Below are 7,155 nucleotides of genomic sequence, written 5' to 3' on the forward strand. Positions count from 1 at the left end.
AAAGACCACATGAAGAAAAATTTAAGAATTGTTAGCGCTGCTGCTGCTGCTTTATTAGCTGTTGCTCCTGTCGCTGCCTCAGCTGTTTCTGTTAACGCTGCTACTACTATTGAATGGGCTGGCAATGTTGCAGAAAATGCTGATGTTAAGGTTTCAGCTAGCCTTCAAGGTGTTGCTGCTTCAACTCATGTAAATGGTAATATTTCAGGTACTATTACTGGTACTTACAATGGCCAATCATATACTGCTAATGTAGAAAACCCAGGTAATATTAGAGTTATTTCAGGTACATTAACTGCTACTGGTCAACCTGCTACTAAGCTTACGAAAGAAGATATTCAACCAGGTAAGTATACTGTTGAATTAACTGATGGCTTTGGCTTCAACTTCAGTTCAGCTAATGCTGGCAAGACTATTAGCATCTTACTTCCATCAAACGTTAAGGCAACTATTGCTGATGGCTACGCAGCTACTGGTCAATCTACTAGCAACGTTTCTGGTAAGGTCAATGTAAAGCTTGACAAGAACGGTACTGTTAAGTTCTCAAGCGCAACTATTTCAGACGTTCCTGTTTACAGTACTACTAACGTACGTTCAGTTAACTTCTACGACAACGCTAGTGGTAACATCGTAAAGTCAGGTGACTTAACTATTAACGCTAACTCAAACTATGTTATGAACGTTAATGCTATTATGGCAGCATTTAACGCTAAGTACCAACCACGTCAATTAAGTGACAATGATAAAGGTGCACAACCTGTAGCATTGACTACCACTGCTGATAGCATTAAGACCCAATTAGCTAAGGAAGGGATGCCTGTTGATGATTTGGGCAACTTTACCGCTAACAAATCATTTACTTTGAACTTCGCAGCTAAATCAGCTTACAACGATTACAGCACTTCAATGGATGTAACTGTTAACGTACCAAACGGCAAGGACACTACTGTACCAAGCCAAAGCAAGAATATTATGCACAACGCATACTACTACGACAAGGACGCTAAGCGTGTTGGTACTGACAAGGTTACCCGTTACAACTCAGTAACTGTTGCTATGAACACTACTACTATCAAGGGCAAGGCTTACTACGAAGTAATCGAAAACGGTAAGGCAACTGGCAAGTTCATCAACGCTGACAACATTGATGGTACTAAGCGTACTTTGAAGCACAACGCATACGTTTACAAGTCTTCAAAGAAGCGTGCTAACAAGGTTACCTTGAAGAAGGGTACTGAAGTAACTACTTACGGTGGTACTTACACATTCAAGAATGGTAAGCAATACTACAAGATCGGTGATAACACTGAAAAGACTTACGTAAAGGCTTCAAACTTTTAATTAAGTCTAAGTAGTATATAAGGGAAACGAGGCAAATGCCTCGTTTTTCTTTTGCTCTGAAAAATAAGCATGACATTGACTAATGTTTAAGTAAAAATAATTGAATTTAGGTTATAATATTGTTATAATTTTTCATAGAAAAAATCAAATCAGGCTGATATAATGCTGTGTTTTTTCGCTGTAGTTGTGAGGCGCTATGGTGCCCGACAGAGGCTTTATATCTGATCGTTAGTCTTGATAGGCGATACGGTTCTGTCCGTCCTCTTATTACTAGACTGTTAGGCTGTATATTGTGCAGCCTAACAGTCTTTCTTTTGCTCTAAAAAAGATGCCGCTTATGCGACATCTTGGAAAATATTGTTGTTACAGTGTTACGATCTAGCTCTGTTTCAGAAATTCTTCTAACTGCTTATCAGAGAACACATTGCCATACTTTTGCTTTAATTGTTGCAGGATTTGTTGGCTAGTGCAGCCAACATCTTTCAAAGAAGCGACTAAGGTAAGTGCACCTGTTTTAAGACCTTGCTGCTGGCCTTTCTTTTCGCCTTCTATACGGCCTTTCTTTTCACCAACTTGCTCGCGTTCAAGCATTCTAGTTTCAAAGTCCATAATAGTATCCCTCCATTCTGGATCAGCATTCAGTGATTCAATGCGTTTTTGCGCTTTATCAAAAAGCTTGTCACCATGTACTGGCTAATTTTAAATCCAACTCTATAAACCATTTGTTATAATAAACGTTGACGTTTGTGCCTTCCAATATCAGATCTCGCATTGGGAGGTGAACACATGCTAGATTTGTTTCATTTTTTATTAGGCTCTATCTTAGCGCCACTTTTAGTGAACGTAGTTTCTTATGTCTTAGAGAGACTATTTGACAAGCGGCTAGGCAATGGTCATAGCAAAAGGCGTAAAAATTATAGATTGGGCTCTAAAAGACATCACAAGCGTCACTAGCCTCAGCCAATACATTTAGTTTTAATGCTATAAAATTTGGTGAAACAAAAAATCGTTACTCATTTGTCCGATTAGAGTAGCGATTTTTTTGTGTCTTAATTCTCGCACATGCAAGTTGTTTCATCTTTATATGAACATGTTAGCATATTTTTCTATATTTTTCTATATTCATGGTTTGTTTGCAGTATTTACGTTTAAATTAATGTATTGGCTCAAAAAAGATGCCGCTTATGTGACATCTTGGAAAATATTGTTGTTACAACTTAGCTCTGTTTCAGAAATTCTTCTAACTGCTTATCAGAGAATACGTTGCCATACTTTTGCTTTAATTGCTGCAGGATTTGTGGGCTAGTGCAGCCAACATCTTTCAAAGAAGCGACTAAGGTAAGTGCACCCGTTTTAAGGCCTTTCTTTTCACCAACTTGCTCGCGTTCAAGCATTCTAGTTTCAAAGTCCATAATCATGTCCCTCCATTCTGGATCAGCATTCATTGATTTAATGCGTTTTTGTGCCCTATCAAAAAGTTTATCGCCATGTACTGGCAAATCTTTCATGAGTTTGACTAAATTCAGCAATGTTTCAGTCTCAGTTCCGTCAGGAACTCCGTTTGAGTTAATTATAATTTTAGTCAAGCCATCCTGTAATATATCTGCATGATTGTCTACGTTAATAGTTTGGTACGTAGACTTAATTGCAGCTTTCTGTTTAATTAAAAAATAAGCTTTTCAGCATAATAATTTCTAGCTATACAATCAATGCTTCATCCTGTATAATACTATTCAATATCCAAAATAATATAGATATATTCAAACATAGGGAGTGTGATGAATGTGTCAGCCTACAAGCAACGTAACTTGGGGATTATTAGCTTGCCCACTGACATAAAATATCGTAATTGGTCCAAGGACCTTACCAAATGGAGAATTGAGAATGACGCGCAACTAGCGCAGTACATTACGTATGACAATAAATATCGACTCAATAAGAACACATTGGCAGTCTATGAGTTCAAGCAAAATCCTATCTTAGGCAAATATAAGGCAGTAGCCTTCGATCTGAATCGTGGAATTGTGCTTAGTCAGAAGTCAACACATGCCATGATGCAAGGATTGATGCGGCATGCCGTACATTGCGATATGATTTGGCAGAGAATGCTAGCTCGCGAGGCTGGAGTTGATATCTATCAAGGGATTGTCATGTACAATGTGCTTTATTTTTCAATGCATGCATTTAGTGGAAACTTCTTCACGGACTGGATTTGCTTGCACTGGATTAAAGACTTTCACGTTAAACGCCATGATCAAGCTATTTTCAACAGTATTGCACTTGATGAAAACGGCTTGGTTTATAATTTTGCTTTTGATTCTCCTAAGCCCAATCTTACGAAGATAATTGGTCAGTATCTGTTTCATAATCATTATTATTCTGACTTATATTATCAGCATATGTTGCAAGAAAATAATCTTCGCGTAACAGTCATTAATTCTGACTCAATCCTGCATAATTCCAACTATTATGTGCAACTGGACTTGTATGCTGTTGATAGTTTCAAAAAGCTAGCTGACAAATTCTATAATCATGTTTTAAACTTGCATCTACTTACAATTGTAAAAGAATTTAAGCCATTAGATTATTTGCACCGTGAACACCGCTTTTTTACTAAGCAGATTATTAAGATCAGATATAATCGTTAACAGCTCTCATGAGCTGTATTTTTTTGCACTTTTTTGACTATCATCTGTTCTTCGTCAGGTACTATCTGACTTGGCTTTGCTTATCGTAGAAATTAACAAACACATGCGACACTTGGGATTAGAGCATCTCACCACTAAGTTTTTCTGCGGATTCAATCTTGCTAATCTAATAGTGCACAAGCGCTTGTGACATCATTTAGGAGAGTGTCACAATGACAAGTCAAAAATATTTCGAAGAAGCATGGAAAAATCGTAAGTTAGTTGGTGGTGCTTTAAAGGCGGCACATGTTCGACCGGACTATCATCTCTATGAAGATCTGTTGCAAGAAGGTGTAATTTTGTATGCCGAGATGTTGCGCAAGCTAGATGGTCAAAAAACGCGTACGGAAATTGATAAATTGAGTTTCAAGAAGCTTCTCTGGCATATAATTGATACTCTACGCCGCGAACAACGAGTGTGCGAACGTAATACAGCCATCGATAAAGCCTATGATCTTGGTGAAGCTGCAGCTTGGAACAACCTTGTTGCATTAAAGAATGAAGCTAAGAAGCTTAGTCAGCTTGAACAGGTAATCCTGTTTGAACATTTGCTTGAGAAGAAGACGATCACGCAATTAGTCGAAGAATGTGGCGTACCACGCATTACGTTGAAACGATTGAAGAAGCAGTTATTGCAGAAGCTGCGTAATGTAATGGAAAAATAGTAAACAATGAACTAGGTGCTAGACTATACAGAAAAAATTACGTTATACTAGGTGTGGGTTATATTAAGAAAACTACATTATATTCAAAAAAGTGCAAACAAAGACCATTACTCGAATTCCGGTTGAGTAATGGTTTTTATTTTCACTAAATTATTGAAAGCACTACAAAAGCCTTCTCATAGACTGCCAGCGCAATTGCAGCCGTAATGGAACCAAAATGAGCTAAAATAAGTTTAGATTAAAAGTTGATATCCGAGAATTCAAGACTGGTACCCACGTTAAGGTTTTCAACTCCAAGGGCTACATCGCCAGCTTGCAAAAGGATGTCGACCATTACGTAAATAGCAGAAAGTGGGTCAATGATATGGATAAGAAATGAATGAGGTTGCTAAGAAGACGGCTGAAAAAGCTGCCAAGAAAGCTAAAATGGAAGATGCTAAAAAGCTAGTCCTTTAAGTTGAATTAATAATAACTAATTTGTATAATTATAAAAGAAAAGGAGCTAACGAGTACCGGTCGTTAACTCCAATCGTAACTTAGAATGACTTTTGAGTTGGCTAATCCTTGTGATTAGCTTTTTTTGTTATAGCGTAAGCAATTGCTAAACGAATGGCAAAAATGCCTAAAGCATTAAGCAAGATACTGCAAGCTATAGCAATAACTATCAGCAAGGCAGGCGTACTCTCCAGTCTACTCCGATTCGCATATGTGCTCACCTCCGTAACTTAGAATTGTGTGAGGGGTGGTTAGTCATATGCCAAGTTACTAAGTTCCAGCGGTAGCTACCCGCTTTAATGGAACCTAATGAATATTTTATATTTTTTGCATGAAGGTGTCGATAATAGAAAAGTACTTTTATAAAGAAGTTAGTCTTAAACCTAATAGCAATAACCTGATATAGTTAGTTAACAATAGCTTTTACAGAAATGAGGGAGCGCAATGAACCATCAAGTATTAAATACATATTTTGAGAGATCTGGCCTCCCTTTGGAGGAAGCCGAGAAGAAAGTCAGTCCTAAATTTGCTCAATTTTTGTCGGGAGCAAAAGAAAAAACGAGGCATTTGCCTCGTTTTCCTTATATACTACTTAGACTTAATTAAAAGTTTGAAGCCTTTACGTAAGTCTTTTCAGTGTTGTTACCGATCTTGTAGTATTGCTTGCCGTTCTTGAATGTGTAAGTACCACCGTAAGTAGTTACTTCAGTACCCTTCTTCAAGGTAACCTTGTTAGCACGCTTCTTTGAAGTCTTGTAAACGTATGCGTTGTGCTTCAAAGTACGCTTAGTACCATCAATGTTGTCTGCGTTGATGTACTTGCCTGAAAGCTTGCCGTTTTCAACTACTTCGTAGTAAGCCTTGCCGTTGATAGTAGTAGTGTTCATAGCAACAGTTACTGAGTTGTAACGGGTAAGCTTGTCAGTACCAACACGCTTAGCGTCCTTGTCGTAGTAGTAAGCGTTGTGCATAATAGTCTTGCTTTGGCTTGGTACAGTAGTGTCCTTGCCGTTAGCAACATTAACGGTTACAGGTAAAGTAGCGTCAACACCATTAATTGATGAAGTTGCCTTTACATTAACTGAGAATGAAGTTGGAGCAGCAAACCAACCAGCATTGTCAACTGGAATATTAGCAGCCTTTAAAGCAGCATTAACATCAGCAACTACAGCCTTTTGGTCTGGCATTTGTGATACAGCCTTACCATTTGAAACTTGGTAAGCAGCAAAGTTCTTTAAGATTTCACTAGCAACAGTTGAAACGTTCAAACGACCGTTAACACCAGCAGTTACATTAACTGAACCCTTAGTTACTTGTGAACCGTTTGAAGCGTTGTAGAAGTTAACACCGTTAGCATTTGAAAGGTCAAGTGCATTAACGTTTGAAACTTGAACTGAAATAGGTGCCTTTAAAGTACCATCTTGGTTAAGTTCAACCTTTACAGTGTTAGTAAAGCTCTTACCATCAGTTGAGAACTTAACATTGCTGTTCTTTGAGCCAAGAGTGATAGTCTTGTTTGCGTTAGCAGTACCAAAGTTGAATGATACACCGTTTACAGTAACAGTATATGAACCATTAGTAAGTTTTGCAAAGTCAGTAACTGCATTACCCTTTGAATCAGTAACAGAAACTTTACCATTCTTAGTATCTAAAGTACCAGTGTATGATTGGCCATTGTAACTAGCAGTAATGTTACCAGTAATGCTACCGTTAATAGTTTGTCCATTTACAGTAGAAGCTGCAGTAGCAGTAAGGTTAGGTGTTACATCAACATCGTATTTTGCATCAGCTGGAGTGTTGATTGCGGTACCACCAGCATTAATTACAGTGTTTGCTGTGTTGGTAGTGGTTGCAACAGTGTTGTCAGCAGCGTTAACAGAAACAGCTGAAGCAGCGACAGGAGCAACAGCTAATAAAGCAGCAGCAGCAGCGCTAACAATTCTTAAATTTTTCTTCATGTGGTCTTT

6 protein-coding genes and 1 pseudogene are annotated in these 7,155 nt (G+C 38.0%); 4 read left to right on the forward strand and 3 right to left on the reverse strand.

What is annotated here, in order from left to right; all coding sequences use genetic code 11:
* The coding region (locus Q0Y84_RS11800; protein ID WP_297953978.1) for an SLAP domain-containing protein at nt 1-1,341 on the forward strand (1,341 nt) is incomplete at its 5' end.
* A gap of 378 nt (nt 1,342-1,719) precedes the next feature.
* Here Q0Y84_RS11800 and Q0Y84_RS11805 read toward each other — a convergent pair.
* Complete coding sequence (locus tag Q0Y84_RS11805) at nt 1,720-1,950, reverse strand: hypothetical protein (protein ID WP_089142951.1); 231 nt, start codon at nt 1,948-1,950, stop codon at nt 1,720-1,722.
* 177 nt (nt 1,951-2,127) lie between these two features.
* Here Q0Y84_RS11805 and Q0Y84_RS11810 point away from each other — a divergent pair, with 177 nt between their 5' ends.
* The gene (locus Q0Y84_RS11810; protein ID WP_005729191.1) at nt 2,128-2,295 is read left to right on the forward strand and encodes a hypothetical protein; all 168 of its coding nucleotides are present in this window, start codon (nt 2,128-2,130) and stop codon (nt 2,293-2,295) included.
* 263 nt (nt 2,296-2,558) lie between these two features.
* Here Q0Y84_RS11810 and Q0Y84_RS11815 read toward each other — a convergent pair.
* Nucleotides 2,559-3,002: pseudogene (locus tag Q0Y84_RS11815) on the reverse strand (hypothetical protein); the annotation flags it as partial.
* Between the two features lie 117 nt (nt 3,003-3,119).
* Between Q0Y84_RS11815 and Q0Y84_RS11820 the strand changes: the two are divergent.
* A complete protein-coding gene (locus Q0Y84_RS11820; protein WP_198563653.1) occupies nt 3,120-3,989 on the forward strand; it encodes a hypothetical protein in 870 nt (289 codons plus the stop codon).
* A gap of 212 nt (nt 3,990-4,201) precedes the next feature.
* Entirely contained in the window at nt 4,202-4,693 is a 492-nt protein-coding gene (locus Q0Y84_RS11825; RefSeq protein ID WP_297953993.1) for a sigma-70 family RNA polymerase sigma factor, read from the forward strand.
* 1,097 nt (nt 4,694-5,790) lie between these two features.
* Here the strand turns inward: Q0Y84_RS11825 and Q0Y84_RS11830 are convergent.
* On the reverse strand, nt 5,791-7,155 hold a 1,365-nt coding region (locus tag Q0Y84_RS11830), incomplete at its 5' end, for an SLAP domain-containing protein (protein WP_297953995.1).

Source organism: uncultured Lactobacillus sp. (genome assembly GCF_947367125.1).
GTDB lineage: Bacteria > Bacillota > Bacilli > Lactobacillales > Lactobacillaceae > Lactobacillus.

What these genes read in the sequence shown, in the direction of transcription:
- Q0Y84_RS11805 (WP_089142951.1), bottom strand. Translation starts at nt 1,950, where the DNA reads ATGGACTTTGAAACTAGAATGCTTGAACGCGAGCAAGTTGGTGAAAAG.
- Q0Y84_RS11810 (WP_005729191.1), top strand. Translation starts at nt 2,128, where the DNA reads ATGCTAGATTTGTTTCATTTTTTATTAGGCTCTATCTTAGCGCCACTT.
- Q0Y84_RS11820 (WP_198563653.1), top strand. Translation starts at nt 3,120, where the DNA reads ATGAATGTGTCAGCCTACAAGCAACGTAACTTGGGGATTATTAGCTTG.
- Q0Y84_RS11825 (WP_297953993.1), top strand. Translation starts at nt 4,202, where the DNA reads ATGACAAGTCAAAAATATTTCGAAGAAGCATGGAAAAATCGTAAGTTA.